Origin of the sequence: Microbacterium sp. AISO3 (assembly GCF_002204305.1) — a bacterium.
In the GTDB taxonomy this organism is placed as follows: domain Bacteria; phylum Actinomycetota; class Actinomycetes; order Actinomycetales; family Microbacteriaceae; genus Microbacterium; species Microbacterium arborescens.
The window spans coordinates 228,266-244,275 of record NZ_NHRF01000001.1 but is presented as its reverse complement, the minus strand read 5'-3'; the positions used below and the strand labels follow the sequence as shown (position 1 = coordinate 244,275).

Annotated in this window: 15 protein-coding genes; 4 read left to right on the top strand and 11 right to left on the bottom strand. The window is 69.2% G+C overall.

Annotation, left to right across the window (positions count from 1 at the left end):
* Positions 1–192: 192 nt before the first annotated feature.
* The 3 genes from CBF90_RS01105 to CBF90_RS01095 all read left to right on the top strand — a co-directional run bounded on the left by CBF90_RS01105 (position 193) and on the right by CBF90_RS01095 (position 3,425).
* Positions 193–1,518, top strand: a complete 1,326-nt coding sequence (locus CBF90_RS01105; protein WP_064955231.1) for a glycine betaine/L-proline ABC transporter ATP-binding protein — start codon at positions 193–195, stop codon at positions 1,516–1,518.
* Entirely contained in the window at positions 1,518–2,441 is a 924-nt protein-coding gene (locus CBF90_RS01100; protein ID WP_023953255.1) for a proline/glycine betaine ABC transporter permease, read from the top strand. Before CBF90_RS01105 ends, CBF90_RS01100 begins: the two co-directional genes overlap by 1 nt.
* A gap of 72 nt (positions 2,442–2,513) precedes the next feature.
* On the top strand, positions 2,514–3,425 hold the full coding sequence (locus CBF90_RS01095) for a glycine betaine ABC transporter substrate-binding protein (protein ID WP_023953254.1): 912 nt from the start codon (positions 2,514–2,516) through the stop codon (positions 3,423–3,425).
* A gap of 50 nt (positions 3,426–3,475) precedes the next feature.
* Here CBF90_RS01095 and CBF90_RS01090 read toward each other — a convergent pair whose 3' ends face one another.
* The 4 genes from CBF90_RS01090 to CBF90_RS01080 all read right to left on the bottom strand — a co-directional run bounded on the left by CBF90_RS01090 (position 3,476) and on the right by CBF90_RS01080 (position 8,801).
* On the bottom strand, positions 3,476–4,300 hold the full coding sequence (locus CBF90_RS01090; protein ID WP_023953253.1) for a hypothetical protein: 825 nt from the start codon (positions 4,298–4,300) through the stop codon (positions 3,476–3,478).
* A gap of 131 nt (positions 4,301–4,431) precedes the next feature.
* Complete coding sequence (locus CBF90_RS18350) at positions 4,432–4,590, bottom strand: hypothetical protein (protein WP_023953252.1); 159 nt, start codon at positions 4,588–4,590, stop codon at positions 4,432–4,434.
* A gap of 7 nt (positions 4,591–4,597) precedes the next feature.
* Positions 4,598–6,919 (bottom strand): phosphoribosylformylglycinamidine synthase subunit PurL, encoded by a 2,322-nt coding sequence (purL, locus tag CBF90_RS01085; RefSeq protein ID WP_064955230.1) that lies wholly within the window; start codon positions 6,917–6,919, stop codon positions 4,598–4,600.
* Between the two features lie 124 nt (positions 6,920–7,043).
* Positions 7,044–8,801, bottom strand: coding sequence for an alkaline phosphatase family protein (locus CBF90_RS01080; RefSeq protein WP_242435553.1), 1,758 nt, complete (start codon positions 8,799–8,801; stop codon positions 7,044–7,046).
* 48 nt (positions 8,802–8,849) lie between these two features.
* Between CBF90_RS01080 and CBF90_RS01075 the strand changes: the two genes are divergently transcribed.
* Entirely contained in the window at positions 8,850–9,500 is a 651-nt protein-coding gene (locus CBF90_RS01075; protein WP_064955228.1) for a hypothetical protein, read from the top strand.
* Here CBF90_RS01075 and CBF90_RS01070 read toward each other — a convergent pair.
* The 7 genes from CBF90_RS01070 to CBF90_RS01040 all read right to left on the bottom strand — a co-directional run bounded on the left by CBF90_RS01070 (position 9,436) and on the right by CBF90_RS01040 (position 15,912).
* Entirely contained in the window at positions 9,436–10,023 is a 588-nt protein-coding gene (locus CBF90_RS01070) for a DUF1349 domain-containing protein (RefSeq protein WP_088379698.1), read from the bottom strand. The genes CBF90_RS01075 and CBF90_RS01070 overlap by 65 nt on opposite strands.
* 15 nt (positions 10,024–10,038) lie before the next feature.
* Positions 10,039–10,431, bottom strand: coding sequence for an ester cyclase (locus CBF90_RS01065; protein WP_023953247.1), 393 nt, complete (start codon positions 10,429–10,431; stop codon positions 10,039–10,041).
* Positions 10,432–10,469: 38 nt separating this feature from the next.
* The gene (locus CBF90_RS01060; protein ID WP_088379697.1) at positions 10,470–11,831 is read right to left on the bottom strand and encodes an ABC transporter substrate-binding protein; all 1,362 of its coding nucleotides are present in this window, start codon (positions 11,829–11,831) and stop codon (positions 10,470–10,472) included.
* A 38-nt stretch (positions 11,832–11,869) separates the two neighbouring features.
* Positions 11,870–12,733, bottom strand: coding sequence for a carbohydrate ABC transporter permease (locus tag CBF90_RS01055; protein WP_088379696.1), 864 nt, complete (start codon positions 12,731–12,733; stop codon positions 11,870–11,872).
* Positions 12,733–13,542: a carbohydrate ABC transporter permease gene (locus CBF90_RS01050; protein WP_023953241.1), complete on the bottom strand. Its 810-nt coding sequence runs from the start codon at positions 13,540–13,542 to the stop codon at positions 12,733–12,735. Before CBF90_RS01050 ends, CBF90_RS01055 begins: the two co-directional genes overlap by 1 nt.
* Positions 13,543–13,846: 304 nt before the next feature.
* On the bottom strand, positions 13,847–14,287 hold the full coding sequence (locus CBF90_RS01045) for a VOC family protein (protein ID WP_088379695.1): 441 nt from the start codon (positions 14,285–14,287) through the stop codon (positions 13,847–13,849).
* Positions 14,288–14,394: 107 nt separating this feature from the next.
* Complete coding sequence (locus CBF90_RS01040; RefSeq protein WP_088379694.1) at positions 14,395–15,912, bottom strand: glycoside hydrolase family 76 protein; 1,518 nt, start codon at positions 15,910–15,912, stop codon at positions 14,395–14,397.
* Between the last annotated feature and the right edge of the window lie 98 nt (positions 15,913–16,010).

Sequence of the window (16,010 nt, the reverse complement as noted above, 5' to 3'; positions counted from 1 at the left end):
TCCGCGGGCCACTACCCGACCAGTCCGCGGTCGCTGGTGGCAATCTCCTGAGGTTCCAGACCGGCGAGCGTATGGTCGGCGGCCTGTGCTCGTGGGTCCGACATCCGCAGCCGAGACGCCGTCGCGAGACGCGCCGAGAGGTCGCCACCCGGGCGTAACCGATGCAGCCTGCACCGGCTGCCGAGGTGACCTGTGACCAGTCCGTCTTCTTCGGGGGAAAAGACGTCCCCCGCTCTCGAAGCCAAGAATCTGTACAAGGTCTTCGGGCGCAACCCGAAGTCCGTCGTCGAGAAGCTGCGGGCCGGCGCCCAGCGCAACGAGATCTCCGACGCCGGGACCGCCGCCGTCATCGACGCCTCCTTCACCGTCCAGCCCGGCGAGATCTTCGTCATCATGGGCCTGTCCGGCTCGGGGAAGTCGACCCTCATCCGCATGCTCAACGGCCTGCACGACGCCACCGCAGGAACGATCACCGTGAAGGGCGACTCGATCACCGATGTCGCGCCCGCCCGGTTGCGCAGCATCCGTCGCGAGCGCATCGCGATGGTCTTCCAGCACTTCGCCCTGCTCCCGCACCGGACCGTCGCCGCCAACGTCGCCTACCCGCTCGAGCTTCGCGGCGTCGGCAAGGTCGAGCGCCTCGCGAAGGCCGAGGAGATCCTCGCCCTCGTCGGGCTCGAAGGCTGGGGCGACAAGCTGCCGTCGGCGCTCTCCGGCGGAATGCAGCAGCGCGTCGGCATCGCCCGCGCGCTCGCCGCCGACAGCGACATCCTGCTCATGGACGAGGCCTTCAGCGCGCTCGACCCGCTCATCCGGCGCGAGATGCAGGAGCAGCTGCTCGAACTGCAGCAGAAGCTGCAGAAGACGATCATCTTCATCACGCACGACCTCAACGAGGCCATGTTCCTCGGCGACCGCATCGCGGTCATGCGCGACGGCCGCATCGTGCAGATCGGCACGCCCGAAGACATCCTCACCGACCCGGCGAACGACTACGTCGAGCAGTTCGTGCAGGACGTCGACCGCGCCCGCGTCCTCACGGCCGCGAACGTCATGGAGCGGCCGCGCCCCGTCGTCGCCGAATCCGCCGGTCCTCGCGTGGCCCTCAAACAGATGCGGGATGCCTTCATGTCGGCGGCCTACGTCGTCGGGCGCGACCGCAAACTGCTCGGTGTCGTCACCGACCGCGACGCCGTCAAGCTCGTCCGCCGCGGCGAGTCGGCGCTGTCTTCGGTCATCAAGCCCGCGCCGCAGACCGTCGGCCAGGACGAGGTGCTCATGAACCTCTTCGTCCCGGCCGTCGAGTCGCCGCTGCCGCTCGCCGTGACCGACGCGGAGGGGCGCCTCGTCGGCGTCATCCCCCGCATCACCCTGCTCGCCGCCCTCGGCCCCGGGCCCGGCGCGACGGAGGAGATCACGATCCCGCTGCAGCCGATGCCGCAGGCCGCGATCGATGAGGTGCTCGCGGAGGCGACCGCCGTCGACGGCGCCGCTCTCCAGAACGGGGAGGTGCGCTGATGGATGGGTTCCGCATTCCGCTCGGCCAGTGGGCCGAGGTCGCGGTCGACTGGATCCGCGACAACCTCTCCTGGCTGCTCGGCGCGGTCTCGACCGCGGTCGGCTGGCTGGTCGGCTCGCTCGCCGACCTGCTGCTGAGCGCACCGATCGTCGTCGTCATCGTCATCGCGGCGCTGCTGGGCTGGTTCCTGCGCTCGTGGAAGTTCGCGATCGGCACCGCGATCTCGTTCGCGATCATTCTCGGCGTCGGCCAGTGGGTCACCGCGATGCAGACGCTCGCACTCGTCGTCATCGCGACGCTCATCGCCGTCGTCATCGCCGTTCCGCTCGGCATCCTCGCTGCGCGCAGCGACCGCTTCAGCGCGATCATCAAGCCCGTCCTCGACCTGATGCAGGCGATGCCGGGGTTCGTCTACCTCATCCCCGCGATCGTGTTCTTCAGCATCGGCTTCGTGCCGGGTCTGGTCGCGACCGTCATCTTCGCGCTGCCGCCGGGCGTGCGTCTGACCGAGCTCGGCATCCGCAGCGTCGACTCCGAGACCGTCGAGGCCGGGCACGCGTTCGGCGCGACGCCAGGGCAGATCCTGCGGGGCGTGCAGCTGCCCCTCGCGATGCCGACGATCATGACGGGCGTCAACCAGGTGATCATGCTCGCGCTCTCGATGGCCGTCATCGCCGGTATCGCCGGTGCTCCCGGCCTCGGCAAGGAGATCGTCCAGGCGATGTCGACCGTCAACATCGGCACGGGTGTCGAGGCGGGCCTCAGCGTCGTCATTCTCGCGATCTACCTCGACCGCCTGACCTCGGCCCTCGGTGACATGAAGGGCCAGAAGGGCTCGATCCTCGGCGTGATCGGCCGCCGTCGCACCGCGGCCGCCGCCGCGACCGCCGCGGAGAAGCGCGAGCTCGCCCCGGCTGCGTGAGCCGCGGCATCCCGAACGTATCCTCCCTGCACCACCCATACGGAACGAATGAATCCATACGGAAGGCACACGATGAACAAGCGACACCTCACCGGGATCGTGGCGCTCGGCGCCGCGGCATCCCTGGCCCTCGCCGGCTGCGCGAGCGGTAACCAGGCCGAAGGCGGCTCTGGCGAGAGCGGCGACAGCAAGGGCACCATCACGCTGGGCTACCTGCCCTCGTGGACCGACGGCCTCAGCACGGCGTACCTGCTCGAGAACCAGCTCGAGCAGCTCGGCTACACCGTCGAGATGCAGGAGCTCACCGAGGCGGGCCCGCTCTACGCCGGTCTCGCGCAGGGCGACGTCGACATCTACCCGTCGGCCTGGCCCGAGCTCACCCACGCCTCGTACATGGAGCGCTACGGCGACCAGATCGACGACCTCGGCGCGTACTACGACAACGCCAAGCTCACGATCGCTGTGCCCGAGTACGTCGACATCACCTCGATCGAGGACCTGGCTGCGAACGCCGACCGCTTCGGCGGGCAGATCTACGGCATCGAGCCGGGCGCCGGGCTGACCAAGCAGACCCAGGAGTCGATGATCCCCGAGTACGGCCTCGACGGCACGTACGAGCTCGTCACCTCGTCGACCGCGGCGATGCTCACCGAGCTCGACACCGCGATCGCTGCGCAGCGCGACATCGTCGTGACCTCGTGGCGTCCGTTCTGGGCCAACGAGCGCTACGGTCTCAAGGACCTCGAAGACCCGCGCGGCGCGATGGGCGACACCGAGGCGCTGCACTTCCTCGCGACGTCCGGCTTCGCCGACGAGCACCCCGAGGCCGCCGAGCTGATCGGCAAGATCAAGCTCGACGACGAGCAGTACGCCGCGCTCGAGGACATGGTCGTGAATCAGTACGGCGAGGGCAAGGAAGCCGAGGCGATCACAGCCTGGCTCGAGGAGTACGGCAGCCAGGTCGACGGTCTGCAGACCAGCTGACCTCGTCTGAGTGACGACGAAACCCCCGGGAGCTGCTCCCGGGGGTTTCGTCACTCCGGCCGGTCGCCGCGCGACGGGCGGTCGCGCCGCATCCGGTTCCACATCTCGGTCGACCGGGTGATGGCGCGTTGCGCGTTGTCGAGGAGGTCTTGCGCGACCTCGGCCCAATCGGGCGAACGGTCGTCGGGCTCGGGAAGCTCGCGAGGCGTGCCCTGCCGCGCGGCGCGCTCCGCGGCGTCGAAGGCATGGGTAGCGCGCCGGACGGCTTCGCGATAGGCGCTGTAGTCGGCCGGGGCCATGCGAACCTCGCGCGAGGCCGGGCGCAGCCACGACGCCTGCTGGTGCTCGCGCAGGAAGAGGTCCATCGGCGGCCAGCGGGCGTCGAGCATCATCGGGAATCCGATGGCCTTCGCGGCATCGGTCTCGTAGTCCATCCACCGCGCCAGCAGTGCGTCGTGCTCGGCCATCAGCCGGGCCAGCGGCATCCGGTCGACCTCCTTGCGCGACGCGGGCATCATCGCGCGCGCGGCCTGTACGCCTGCGCGCCGCGCCTTCAGCTCGGCGACGGCGGCCCGTGCCTGGCGCTCGGCGATCTGCAGGCGACGACGGGCCTCGGGCACCGCACCCGCGGTCGCCCGGGGAGTCGCCTTCTCGGCCTGCGCGCGCATCAGCTCGGCGCGCGCGACCTTCAGCTGCGCGCGGGCATGGGTGACGCCCTGCTGCGCGCGGCGGAGGTCCAGCTGGGCGGCATCGAGCTCGAGGCGACGCTGCGACGGCCGTCCCCGGCGCAGGCCGGCCCAGCCGAGGGCGCCCGCGCTGGCTCCCGCCGGCGCGATCCACCACCACTCGGCCGCGAGTGCGAGGATCGGATCCACTTCTTCAGCCTACGCACCTCGACGCGCCGCGTCTTCGAGCCAGCTGGGGATACACCTGTCGGACTGGTGGTGCTGGTGTACGGTCGAACCCGCCGTGAGGCGACACCAGCCCCACGGGTCCTACGGATGTATCAGCCGAAGAGCAGCGCGAAGACCGTCGAGCCGCCGCCCACGAGGATGAGCGAGACGATCGCGACCCACGCGGTCACGCGCAGGCGACGCGAGCGCCCGCGCGCAAAGCCGGCGTACTCGTCGTCCTCGCCCTGCGGCGTCAGGTCGCGCCCGCTCATGCCGCGCTCATGACGTCGGCACCTCGTCGACGATGTCGCCGAAGGCGGCGGGCAGGGTCGCGCGCGACGTGGCGCGGATCTCGGCGACGGGCACCGAGAACAGGCCCTGGATGTCGAGCACCGACTCGACGCCCTCGGCGGCATCCGTTACGCCGATGCGGATGACGGGGTAGTCGCGGCCCTCGCACAGGCCGCGGAACTTCACGTCCTCCTCGCGCGGCACCGAGACGATGACGCGGCCGGTCGACTCGCTGAACAGCGCGGTCGCGACATCGACGCCGTCGCGCTCGACGATCTCGCTGAGCCAGACGCGGGCGCCGACGCCGAAGCGGGTCGTCGCCTCGGCGAGGGCCTGGCCGAGGCCGCCGGTCGACAGGTCGTGCGCGGCCGAGATGAGTCCCTGCTGCGACGCGGCCTGGATGAGGCCGGCCAGACGCTTCTCGGCGGCGAGGTCGACCTTCGGGGGTCGTCCGCCGAGGTGGCCGTGGATCGTGTCGGCCCAGGCCGAGCCGTCGAGCTCCTCGGCGGTCGTGCCGAGCAGGTAGATGTTCTCGCCGGCATCCTGCCAGCCCGACGGGATGCGGCGGGCGACGTCGTCGACGATCCCGAGCACGCCCACGACGGGGGTCGGGAAGATCGGCTGGTCGCCGGTCTGGTTGTAGAACGAGACGTTGCCGCCCGTCACCGGCACGCCGAGCTCGAGGCACGCGTCGGAGAGCCCGTCGACGGCCTGGCCGAACTGCCACATGACCTCGGGGTTCTCGGGGCTCCCGAAGTTGAGGCAGTCGGTCACGGCGGTGGGCACGGCGCCCGTGACGGCGACGTTGCGGTACGCCTCGGCGAGGGCGAGCTGCGCGCCCGCGTACGGGTCGAGCTGGCAGTAGCGGCCGTTGCAGTCCGTCGCGATCGCGAAGCCGAGGCCCGACTCCTCGTCGACGCGGATCATGCCGGCGTCGTCGGGGAAGCTGAGCGCGGTGTTGCCGAGCACGTAGTAGTCGTACTGGTTGGTGATCCAGCTCGTGTCAGCGAGGTTCGGGCTGCCGACGAGCTGCAGGAACTGGTCGCGGAGCTCCTCGCCGTCGGTGGCGCGGGGGAGGGATGCCGCCGAGTCGGCCTGCAGGCCGTCGATCCAGGTCGGGTAGGCGACCGGGCGGTCGTAGACGGGACCGTCGACCGCGACGGTCGAGGGGTCGACGTCGACGATCTTCTCGCCGTGCCAGAAGATCTGCAGGCGGCCGTCGCCGGTCACCTCGCCGAGCACGCTCGTCTCGACATCCCACTTGCCGACGACGGCGAGGAACGCGTCGAGCTTCTCGGGAGCGACGATCGCCATCATGCGCTCCTGGCTCTCGCTCATGAGGATCTCCTCGGGCGTGAGCGAGGGGTCACGCAGCAGCACGTTCTCGAGGTCGACGCGCATGCCCGATCCGCCGTTGGCGGCGAGCTCGCTCGTGGCGCACGAGATGCCGGCCGCGCCAAGGTCCTGGATGGCCTCGACGAGCTCGCCCGCGTACAGCTCGAGGCAGCACTCGATGAGCACCTTCTCGGCGAACGGGTCGCCGACCTGCACGGCGGGGCGCTTGGTGGGTCCGCCGTCCGCGAAGGTGTCGGACGCGAGGATCGACGCGCCACCGATGCCGTCGCCGCCCGTGCGGGCTCCGAACAGCACGACCTTGTTGCCGGCGCCGGTGGCGTTGGCCAGCTTGATGTCCTCGTGGCGCATGACGCCCACCGCGAGGGCGTTGACGAGCGGGTTGCCCTGGTAGACCGAGTCGAAGACCGTCTCGCCGCCGATGTTCGGCAGGCCCAGGCAGTTGCCGTAGAACGAGATGCCGCTGACGACGCCGTGCACGACGCGGGCGGTGTCGGGGTGGTCGATGGCGCCGAAGCGCAGCTGGTCCATGACCGCGACGGGGCGCGCGCCCATCGAGATGATGTCGCGGACGATGCCGCCGACACCCGTCGCAGCGCCCTGGAACGGCTCGATGTAGCTCGGGTGGTTGTGCGACTCGACCTTGAAGGTGACCGCCCAGCCCTCACCGACGTCGACGACGCCCGCGTTCTGGCCCATGCCGACCATGAGGCGGGTCTTCATCTCGTCGGAGACCTTCTGGCCGAACCGGCGCAGGTAGTTCTTGCTCGACTTGTAGGAGCAGTGCTCACTCCACATGACCGAGTACATCGCCAGCTCACCCGAGGTGGGGCGGCGGCCGAGGATCTCGCGGATCTTCGCGTACTCGTCGGGCTTGAGGCCCAGGGCTCCGTAGGGCTGATCACGCTCCGGAGTGGCGGTGGCGTTCTCGACGGTATCTGCGACAGGGGTGCTCACGCGGCTGGACTCCAGGACTCGGGATGCCGGACGCGATCAGTCTAGTTGGCGGGACGAACCGCCGAGTCGCCAGGAAATGCGGATGCGGGCGGTCCGGTACCCGCGCCTTCTGGCGAGTCGACGCTCAGGAGGGCGCGTTGTATGCGCCGAAGAGACCGGTGCCGTGCTCGACGAGGGCGTCGTACGCCTCGCCGTAGGTCGCGGGCAGCGTGCTGCCGGGGTCGAAGCGCGACGTCAGGAGCCCGAGCAGTCCGCGAGCGGGCGGGGTGAGCGGACGCTTGTGGTGCTTCTCGTCGGGGGCCTTGGTCGCGCCCTTCTCGGGATTGGGCGGTACGTACAGCGACTGCGGCTGCGGCCAGGTGTAGGGCTGGCGCGGCGTCGTGAGGTTGACGGCGTTGAAGATCGGGTTCGCGGTCTCGTCGCGGACGTTGAGCGGCCGCAGCCCGTGCAGCCGGCAGAGCGTGTTGATCACCGATCCGTGATGCATCTCGTCGTGGATGACCGTCCCGGCGGCGGTGTACGCGCTCACGACGATCGCCGGCACCCGCAGACCGAGGCGGTCGAACGTGAAGCCCATCTCGCCGGGTCCGCTCGCATCCGGCGGCGGCGCGGCCGGCGGCGCGACGTGGTCGAAGGTGCCGCCGTGCTCGTCGAAGGTGATGACGAGCGCCGTGTTCATGGCGTTCGAGCCGGAGGTCGACGCACTCGTGCGGATCGCGTCGTACACGTCCTGCGCGAGTTTGTCGCCGGCGCGGACGTCGCTGTCAGCGCTGTTGGTGATGCGGATGCGACTGCCGTCGGGCAGCTCGAGCTCGCCCTCGCGAGTCGCGCCCCAGGGCGGATGCATGTCGTTGTGATTGAAGACCATGCGCGGCTCGATGAACGCGTAATCGGGCAGCTCGCCGTTCGCGGCATCCTCGTAGAACTGCTCCATGACGCGGAAGTTCGTCTTCCAGTACCGCTCGAGCACGGGCGCGTGGAGCATGCCGGTGAGCGAGACGAGCTGCGTCGCGTCGTAGTAGACGCGCCACGACAGGCCGGCGTCTTCGAGGCGGTTGAAGATCGTGGGTGCTGCGGGTGCGTCGATCCACTTGTCGTAGTTGTCGCCGGTGTGGTTGACGACGTAGCCGTGCGAGGTCGAGGCGTGGAAGAAGCTGCGGTTGCAGAAGGTCTGGGACGGCACGCCGGCGAACCAGCGGTCGTAGACGCCGAACTCACGGGCGAGGGTCGAGATCACCGGCAGCATCTCGGGCGAGAAGCCGCCCATCGCCGTGGCGTACTCGTCGGCGGTCGGCTCGCGCTTCTTCGCGAGGCGGTAGTTGACGACGTAGTCGTGCACGAACCCGTCGTTGCGGGGCGCGCTCCCCGCGGCGGGAGCGTTGTAGGGCGGCTGCAGCCCGTTGCGGGCGATGTCGGCGTTGGCGGGCGGGTCGATCGTCCCGAACAGCTGCGTATTGACGTGCGGGTAGGTCTCGCCGGGGTCGGGCTGCGGCTGCTGCATGATGTGGTCGGTCGCGCCCGTGTAGACGTGCGCGGGCACGACGGTTCCGTCGGGGGCGGTGTTGGCGTAGTCGCCCTGCAGGATGCCGTCGAAGTCGGCCGCGCTCTTCTCGTCGGCCGTGTAGAGGTGGCCGAGCAGGTTGTCGAAGCTGCGGTTCTCGAACATGAGCACCACGACGTGGTCGAACCCGGCGACGCTCCGCGCCGCGAGGGGCGCGAACTCGGGCGGATGCGCGGTCATCGCCGCCGTCACGGCCGCGCCGGCCGAGCCTCCGACCGCGAGGCCTGCGGCTCCGAGGCCCGCGCGGCGCAGGAAGTCGCGGCGCGACGGGCGTCGGCTGGCCCAGGAGGCGTCCGTCTCGTCGCGATCGGCGTCGGTCACGGGTCCCCTCCCTCCCTGGGCGCTCGGCGATCAGGCTACCCTCACACCATGGAGGACGGCCTGCGTTTCGATCGGGGAGCCCGATACGGTGCGGCGATCGTCGCGGCGATGTTCGGCACCTATCTCGCCGTCGCGTCCGACTTCTCCGCGATCGTGCAGGCGCAGATGTACGCCGGCACCATCACGAACGACATGCCGTACGTCGACACGCTCCAGTTCGTGCTCGTCGTGGCGACCCTCGTCGCCGCGTTCGCCGTGCTCCCGACGTCGCCGATGCGCCGCGTGGGAGGTGTGACCCTCGCGTGCGTCGCGCTGTTCCTCTGGGCGACGTTCGGGCTGCTGCGCGGAGCCGGTCATCTCGCCCACCTCGACCCCCTGTGGGAGGTCGTGCTCAATCAGGGCTTCATCGCGTTGCTGGCCGGGGTGGGCGGCTGGGTGGTCGCGCGCGGCCGGCATCCGCTGTCGTGGGTCGTCGTGATCGTCGCGCTCGTCCCGCCGATCGTCGGCCCCCGACTGGTCGAGGCCAACGTCACGAGCGGCGGCTACGCGCTGGCGATGCAGGGCATCGTGATCGTCGGCGGGCTCGTCGCGACGTGGGCCGCTGTCGGGATCGATCGGTTGCTGCGCCGGCGAATCAGTGGTCGGGATGCAGCGACGCGTCGGCCGGCACGCTCCGCCACGACACGAAACGAACCGTGAGCCCGGCGCGCGTGGGCGCGCAGCAGAACGGCCCGGTCGCCACCTCCGCCTCCGGGTCGAGGGGGGCCACCCGGACGAGCCGCCAGTCCTCGTCGTCGACGCGGGCGCGGATCGTGACGGCGTCGCCCGACCGGCTCGCGCGAACCGTGACGACGCGTCCAGCCCAGTCGGCGACGGGGGAGAGCGACCAGTCCGACATCCCGCGCGTCACCACCGCGCCCAGGCTGTCGGCGCCGTCGCTGTGCTCGATGCCGGCCTTGATCCAGGTCTCGTCGTCGACGCGCAGGAAGACACCCGCCTGATCGAACTGCGCCGAGAAGTCGAGCACGAACGCCACCTCGACCGCGGTGTCGGGTGCCATCGGCGCGAGCAGCGCGTGCTCGTCGTCGTGCACGAACCCGTACGACGTCACGCGCCACGCGTCGCTTCCCTCGCGCGCCGTGACGAGCAGGTCGTGGCCGTCGAGCGCGGTCGCCGCGGGCTCGTTGGTCCACGATCCGGTGGACCAGGCGATGTCGGTCATGTGATTCCTCTCGGGTCAGGCGCGCAGCTGGGCCAGCAGCGCGGCGTGGTCGGTGGTGCCGGCGAACTCGACGATGCGGCCTCCCGCCACCCGCAGGAACCCGAACTCCGCCACGTTGACGTGTCGGCGGGTGGGCCGGATGCCGCGGAACGGGCCGGTGTGCGTGCCGCTCGCGCGCACGTGCGCCGCGATGCGGTCATCCTCGACGACGAGCTGGATGCGGCGCACCTGCCAGTCGGGAAAGGCGTCGAGCACCTCGACGGCGTCGGCCATCCACGCGTCGGCTCCGCCGGGCAGGTGGGCTCGCCGCACGTTCGGGTCGATGAACGAGCGGATGGCGTCGAGGTCATGACGATTGCAGGCGTCGAGGTACTCGGCGTACCAGGCGTGCATCTCCCACGGCTCCATCCGCCCATTATCGGCTGGTGCGACGGGGTACCCCGCCCTCAGCGGGTCGCGGTGGCGTTCTCGTAGGCCCGCATCGCGGCATCCTGTGCGTCCACGAGCGCTTCCTCGGCGGTCTTGTCGCCGAGAAGTGCCGCCGTCACGGCGTTGTTCAGCTCGTTCTGGATGTCCTGTCCGGCGGGGGAGGAACCGAACGACGTGCCGTAGTCGACCACGTCGTAGTAGGTGGCGACGACCTGGTCGAATCCCTCGTCGCCCGACGGAGTGACCCACTTCTCGCGGATCGCCTGGTCGGGCTGCGGCGATCCCGTGAACAGGCCGGTGTTGGCACCGCCGTCAGCGGCGCGCGTCTCGGCGCGCGCTTCGCCCGCCGCGTTCCACGCCTCGTCGCTGGTCAGAGCCGAGACCCACGCGCAGGCCGCCGCGGGGTTCTTCGCTCCGGCCGGGATGACGAAGGCCTGGCCGCCGGAGACCGAGAACGGCTCGCCGTCGCTGTCGCGGAACGGCACCGCCTCGATGTCGATCTGCTCGAGGTAGGGCGAGAGCACGTTCGGGTACCACTGCGCGTTGACCTGTGCGCCGACCTGGTCGGTGACGTACTGATTGGCGTCGCCGAACGTGTCGAAGGCGTCGGTGAAGCTCTTCACCTGCGCGAAGCCGCCCTGCGCGTCGTTGATGCGCTGCAGCAGCTCCATGCCGGCGAGGTTGCTCGGGTCGTCGAGGGTCGGCATGCCGTCGTCATCGGTGAGCTGCCCGCCCGCCCCGAGGATCCACAGCGCGGACTGACCGGTCGAGACGGGATCGAAGCCCAGGCGCGTCGGAACACCGCCGGACTCCTGATACATCTTCTCGATGGCGGCCAGCAGGACGTCGGGCTGCGAGGTGTCGATCTCGTCGGCCGTCACGCCCGCGGCATCCATCACCCGCTTGTTCAGGATGATGGCCGGCGGCTGGTAGAACTGCGGCGCTCCCCACACCTGATCCTCGTAGCGCACATCGTCGACGACCGACTCGTACCACCGGTCGTCCGCGTCGACGTCCTGTGCGTCGAAACAGCTGTCGAGCGGCAGGATGAGGCCCTGTGCCGCGTACTGCGTGACGTAGCGGCGGTCCATCTGCACGACGTCGGGCACGTCGCCGCTCGCGATGCGGGTCGTGAACTTCTGCGAGTCGAAGGCCGTGGCATCCAGTTGCACGTCGACATCCGACAGCTGCTCCGCCGCGTAGTCGAGTCGCGCGGTGCCGACGTCGTCGGCGTTCTCGAAGCCCCACGCCGCGAGGGTTCCGGTGGGCGTCGCCGAGAAGTCGACGTCTTCCGCGGTGCCGGCGTCGTTGCTGCATCCCGCCAGCACGATGACGGATGCCGCGGCCACCGCGGTCGTCCCGATCAGTCGATTGCGCATGTGATTCCTCCTGTCGTGGTTCCGCGCGAGCACGCGGGTCATCCCTTGCGGCCCTGGGTCGCGACGCCTTCGATGAAGTAGCGCTGTCCGAAGGCGAAGAGGATGAGCATGGGCAGCGTGACGATGAGCGATGCCACCATCACGTACTGGTAGTCGCCCTGGCCGCCGGCCGTGGGGCTGTACTTGGTCATCGCGAAGGCGATGCCGAGAGGTGCGGTGAACTCGTCGACCGACCCGGCGTTGAGGTAGATGAGCGCGGACTGCAGGTTGTTCCAGCTCGCCTGGAACTCGAACAGGAACACGATCACGAACGAGGGCACCGACAGCGGCATCGCGATACGCCAGAAGAGTCCCCAGTAGCTCGCGCCGTCGATGCGCGCCGCCTCGAAGAGCTCGCGCGGCAGGCCGAGGAAGAACTGGCGCTGCAGGAAGATGTAGAACGCCGACCCGAAGAGGTTGGCGCCCCACAGCGGGACCCACGTTCCGAGCAGGCCGGTCTCCTTCCAGATCAGGTAGACGGGGATCATCGTCACGGCGCCGGGCAGCATCATCGTCGCGAGCACCAGTCCGAACAGGAGCTTGCGACCGGGGAACGAGAAGTAGGCGAACCCGAACGCGACGATCGAGCTCGAGATCGACACCGCCGTCGCCGCCAGCAGCGCGATCGCGACGCTGTTGAACATCCAGCTGAGCAGCGGGAGCTGGTTCCACACCTCGGCGTAGTTCTCGGGCACGAAGGTCTGCGGGATGAGGCGGTTGTCGAACACCTCGCCGCGGGGCTTGAAGCTCGCCGCGAGCAGCCAGGCGAACGGGTACAGGAACAGCAGGGCGAAGCCCGTCGAGATCGCGGCGAGCGTGACGCGGCCGGCGACGGTCTTCGGGGTGCGGAACCTCGTCGCCATCAGCGGTCGCCCTCGTAGTAGACGAAGCGGTTGCCGAACTTCACCTGGATGACCGTGACGGCCATGATGATGACGAACAGCAGCCAGGCCATCGCGGCGGCGAACCCGAAGTTGAACTGCCGGAACGCCTGCTGGAAGAGATAGATCGCATAGAACAGCGACGCCTCGGGTGATGCGTTGCTCTGATCCCGCCAGAACAGCAGATAGGCCTGGTCGAAGACCTGGAAGGCTGCGATCGACAGCACGATGACGTTGAAGAACATCGCGCCCGAGATCATCGGCAGCGTGATCGAGAAGAACTTCCGCACCGGCCCGGCGCCGTCGAGGGATGCCACCTCGTACAGCTCGACGGGAACGTTCTTCAGCGCGGCGAGGAAGATGACCATCGTGCCGCTGACGGTCCACAGCGCCATGATCACGATGCTGGGCTTCACCCAGGCCGGGTCGACGAGCCACTGCGGACCCTGGATGCCGATGGCCGCGAGCCCCTGGTTGATCGCGCCGGAGTTGCCGTTGAGCAGAAGGAAGAACACCGCCGCCGTCGCGACCGCCGGGGTCATCTTCGGCAGATAGTAGAGCGTGCGGAAGACGCCCGCGCCGCGACCCATCCGGTTCAGCAGCAGCGCGAGCACGAGGGCGAACATGATCTCCAGCGGCACGGCCATGACTGCGTAGAACAGCGTGTTGCCCAGGGACACCGCCACGCGGGGGTCGTCGAAGAGCCGGGCGTAGTTGTCGAAGCCGATGGGCCGCGAGGAGTTCGTCGCGAGGTTGTAGCTGCTGAACGAGATGTACAGGCTGTAGACCATCGCCCCGACGGTGAAGACCAGGAAGCCGATGATCCACGGCGTCAGGAAGAGGTAGCCCGCCAGCGCCTCGCGCTTGTTGTACTTCTGCCGGATGCGGCTCGGCCGTGTGGCGCGGACCGCCGTCGGTCGCGCGCGAGCGGTGATGCTTATGTCGTCCTCCGGATGCCGTCATACCCGCAGGACCTGGTGGATGCCGTCCTGTGAGGCCGAAGTTAGGAGCCGGGAGAACCGCTTCCCCAGTGGCTTGACACGGCGGCATCCCTCGGGCAGTGCTCGCCGGACAGTCCCGATCAGGCTGACGTGGTCACAGCGACGAGGAGATGCCTGCGTGCTGGTTCATCTCCGCGACGAAGCTGGTCCCCGTCGCGACGACCTCGACCTTGAAGCCCGCCGCATTCTCGAGCCAGCCGGCGTAGTGCTGCGGGCCGCCGGCGTGCGGGTACCGCTCCTGATACAGCGGCACCCAGCCCGCGGACGGGGCGTCGGCCATGATCGCATCGACCTCGGCGGGGGAGCCGCCGTGGAACGCCAGGTGGTTCAGCCCCGGGCGCCGACGGTCGTGCTCGGCGCCGACCGTGTTCGGTGACGTGGTGAGCGTCAGGTAGTCCCCGCCCGCCGCCCACGACTCGCCCTGCGCCCACGTGCTCTCGAGGTCGAAGCCGACCCGCCGAAGCAGCCAGCCCCAGTCGGAGCGTGCGCTCTCGATGTCGCTGACCCAGAGCTCGACGTGATGGAAACCTGCCATGGCTCCAGTCTCGCGCGTGGAGTGAGTGACTCGTTTCGCCTCGTTGTCCAGCCCCGCCGTCGATGCCGGCGACCCGGGACGTGATGACCCGAGTCGCCGGCCGCTGGTCAATCCGCGACTGTCATCCGATCGAGGTTGACATAGTTCGCGCCGCCCGCCGCGCTGTCGACGCGCAGGTCCACGCGGTTGTACCCCTCATCGAGCGAAACGGTCACCGTACGCGTCTGCCAGTCACCCCAGCCGGACGTCGCGGGGAACGACAGCGGGGTCGTCGCACCGTTGACGGTCAGCGCCCGTGAGGCGACACCAGCCGCGGCGGCGTAGTGGAACTGCAGCTCGTAGGTGCCGGCGGACGCGACGTTGACGTGGAAGGTCGCCCCGGTGCCGTCGCCGATCCAACCGCCGATGTATCCGCGCCCGCTGTATCCCGACTGCCCGCTCTCGGACATCACTCCCGAGCGCTCGGTGTTCTCGGCCTCGTAGACGCGGGTTCCCTCGACCGGCCCCGTGTAGCCGTCGGGCGTCGCCTGGCTCATGACGGCAACGCTGGCCGCTGCGGCGAGACTCTGAATGGCGGTCGTGCCGAGCTCGGGTGCCGGGGCGGTCCAGTCGTATGCCCCGATGCCTGCGGAGTTGAGGTGGTTGGCCGCCTGGGTCGCGTTGTCGGTGAGCAGCTGCTCGTACTGCGTCTGCCCGGCCTCGTCGATGAGCGCGCGGATGTTGCGCGTGAGGATGGCCTTGAACCCGCCCGTGTCGTCGACGCCCTCGAAGAGGAAGGTGCCCGATGAGGTCAGGTTCGCCACGGCCCAGTCGACCGCCGCAACCGCGCGCGAAAGCTCAGCGGGATCGCCCGAGTCGAGATACATCTCGAGGGCGGCGCCGGCGTAGTTGCCCTGGTTGTAGGTCCAGTCCCAGTCGACGAACTGGCCGGTGCCCTCGATGTGGTCGCGCAGTTTGCCGCCGACGTAGAAGTTCGCGTCGAGCCAGGAGAAGATGCTCCGCGCCTGGTCGCGGTACGAGACGTCGCCCGTCGCGGCATAGATGCGCATCGCCGTGTAGACGGCCGTCGCGTTCGTGGCGACGTTCTTCTCGTTGCGCTCGCCGTCGCCGATGTCGACGTTCTTCCACCAGATGCCGCCGCCGTAGGTCGTGTCGGCGTACTGGGCGATGAAATCGAACATCTCGATCGCGTCGTCGCGGTACTCGACGTCGCCGGTGAGCTCGTACGCGCGGATGGCGCCGCGGGCCCACCATCCGATGTCGTCGTTCCAGTCGTTGTCGCGGAAGTCGGGATACTGCGTCTGAAAGCCGTCGTAGATGTCATCGATCATCTGGCGGGCGTCGGTGCTGCCGGTGCGCTCGTAGACATCCATGACCGTCTCCCACAGCTGCGCCTCCCACCAGTAGTCCGTGTAGAGGCCGCCCTGAGGGCCGTGCGCGTGTTCGGGGTGGATCTGATGGTCGCTGTACGTGAAGAAGTAGTTCGCAGAGTCGTCCCAGAAGACGTCGACGAAGTCGTCGAAGGCCGTCTCGGGCTCGGCCGCGGTCAGCGCGTGCGCCGGTTGCGGGACCAGGAGGGCCGCCGCGAGCAGCGTAGCCCCGAGGATGGGCAGGGATCTCTTCATCGTTCTCTCCTCAGTGAAAAAACATATTGATTGCCGACCGGTCGACGCCGCCTTTCAGTGGCTTCAGCGTCTTGGGCTACGCGAGACACAGCGTTGCA